This window comes from Staphylococcus sp. EG-SA-2, assembly GCF_017152085.1.
Window position 1 is genome coordinate 1 of record NZ_JACYHC010000670.1, and the last position, 2,037, is coordinate 2,037.

General features: G+C 23.8%; 3 protein-coding genes. 2 read left to right on the forward strand and 1 reads right to left on the reverse strand.

Features of this window, described 5'->3' with window-relative positions; genetic code table 11:
- Positions 1-169 precede the first annotated feature (169 nt).
- Positions 170-913: an HTH-type transcriptional regulator SarU gene (sarU, locus tag IDG60_RS12100; protein ID WP_000386367.1), complete on the reverse strand. Its 744-nt coding sequence runs from the start codon at positions 911-913 to the stop codon at positions 170-172.
- A 323-nt stretch (positions 914-1,236) separates the two neighbouring features.
- On the opposite strand from sarU, the gene sarT reads away from it, so the two are divergent.
- Both sarT and IDG60_RS12110 read left to right on the forward strand, forming a co-directional pair.
- Entirely contained in the window at positions 1,237-1,593 is a 357-nt protein-coding gene (gene sarT / locus IDG60_RS12105; protein ID WP_000998872.1) for an HTH-type transcriptional regulator SarT, read from the forward strand.
- 304 nt (positions 1,594-1,897) lie between these two features.
- Positions 1,898-2,037: YSIRK-type signal peptide-containing protein (locus IDG60_RS12110; RefSeq protein WP_206160743.1), on the forward strand; the 140-nt coding region annotated here is incomplete at its 3' end.

Genomic DNA, 2,037 nt, shown 5'->3' on the forward strand with positions numbered 1-2,037 from the left:
GTGAACTAAATTGAATGAGTGTCATGCTTAATTTATGTGTTGTGATATATAGTAGGGTATTGAAATAATATAAAAACAAAAGAAAGTTAATTATGTATTTTTATTTATACTAAATTGAGAAGTATTATGATTGCTTATTTATTTTATCAAGAGGTAAATCTGTTTAAATTTAAAAGAAAAATTTTCTTGGTTTGAGAATCTTGGAAGTATCTGTGAATATGCTTTTAATAGTGTTATATTGTATTTTATTTATTTTGATTAACACAATCCTTTCATCTGCAAGGGATCGTTCTTTGATTAGCATACCTTTATTATTTAATCTATTAACTGACCTAACAATTTGAGGATACATAAATCTAATACTTTCAAACAAATCTTTTAAATTTAGTATCTCATTTTTTCGAGATGATATTACATATAAGATAGATAAATCAAGAAATGTTAAATTAAATCGATATTTTAAAAAATCTTTTGAGTACATAATGTTCATAAAAAGTATAAAAAATTCTTTGCTATATTTTGGAGCCCATTGATATTTTATGTAGTCTCTTTCCTTATTAAATCCTTTAATTATTTTATCTAACTCATTAATAACACAAGCAATCTTTTTACGTTGTATTGGAGTAACTGAAACAAAAATACGGCGTTCATCTGCTTCGTTTCTAGACTTATTTATAAATCCTTTTTTAGATAGTGACTTAATGTTCTTTACAACATCAGATTGTTTGTAAAGTATGTCACCAATGATTTCTTTTAGTGAAATACTGTGTTCATTTTTGTAATAAAAATATGCTAATATCAACAATTCTTTTAATGATAATTTATATTGTTGCTTTAACTCTTGAGTGAGAAAAAATATGTACGCTTCTACATTTATGAATTTATTGACCTTTTCGAAAGTTTGATAGTCCACCTTACATTCTCCTACTATTTTCTGATGTCCCAATACTTTATATTATTTAAAGTAATATAAAAGCAATCTCTTTTGAAGACATGTTAACCTAAATATTTTTATATATAATATATATAAAATATAAATAACTAAAAATCACGGAATAACAAATGACAAATTCATTTATTATCCAAAAATAAAAACAATTGAACAAAATCAAAATATAGTGTTATGATTCATTTGTGTTTATAGCTAGCACCACAAACTAAATATATTTGGAGTTATTACTAGTTAAAGACAAATATTATTTGACGTGACAATTAAAAGTAAGGGATGAAGACTTGATGAATGATTTGAAAAGCAAGAGCAATATTAAATTAATGAAAAGAGTATTAACTACATATGAGCTGCGTAAATATTTAAAAAAATATTTTTGTCTTACATTAGATAATTATTTAGTATTAGCATATTTAGATGTATTTAAAAATGATGAAGGTAAATATTTTATGAGAGACATTATAAGTTATATCGGTATAGACCAATCTAGAATTGTTAAAAGCGTAAAAGAATTATCAAAAAAGGGTTACTTGAATAAATGTAGAGACCCACATGATAGTAGAAATGTAATCATTGTTGTTTCTGTAAAACAACACAATTATATTAAAAATCTTTTGAGTGAAATAAATATTAATGAAACATAAAGTATGTTTCGAGATTTTAATATCTTGGTGCAGTTAAATGTATTTTTAAATGCGTTAAGGTATTTTTTATTTTAGAAATTCAATGCTATTGAGTTGATGGGTTTTTCCAACAGATAAGAATGAATTATTCATTGAAAACTAAAAATAATAATTTTATTTGTAGATTGTTTTAAGTGTTTCAATATATAAAATAATTTTATAAAGATAAGTGTTATATTCCATTGTGCAACTCCTATTGTATTTGTAAAATTACATGTAAATTCACTGTAAGTAAAGTGGAAAATATGGAAAAAGGAGTATGCAAATGAGAGATAAGAAAGGACCGGTAAATAAAAGAGTAGATTTTCTATCAAATAAATTGAATAAATATTCAATAAGAAAATTTACAGTTGGAACAGCATCTATTTTAATTGGCTCACTAATGTATTTGGGAACTCAACAAGA

Excerpts from the sequence above, each read along its gene's own strand:
- sarT (WP_000998872.1), top strand. The coding sequence starts at position 1,237 with ATGAATGATTTGAAAAGCAAGAGCAATATTAAATTAATGAAAAGAGTA.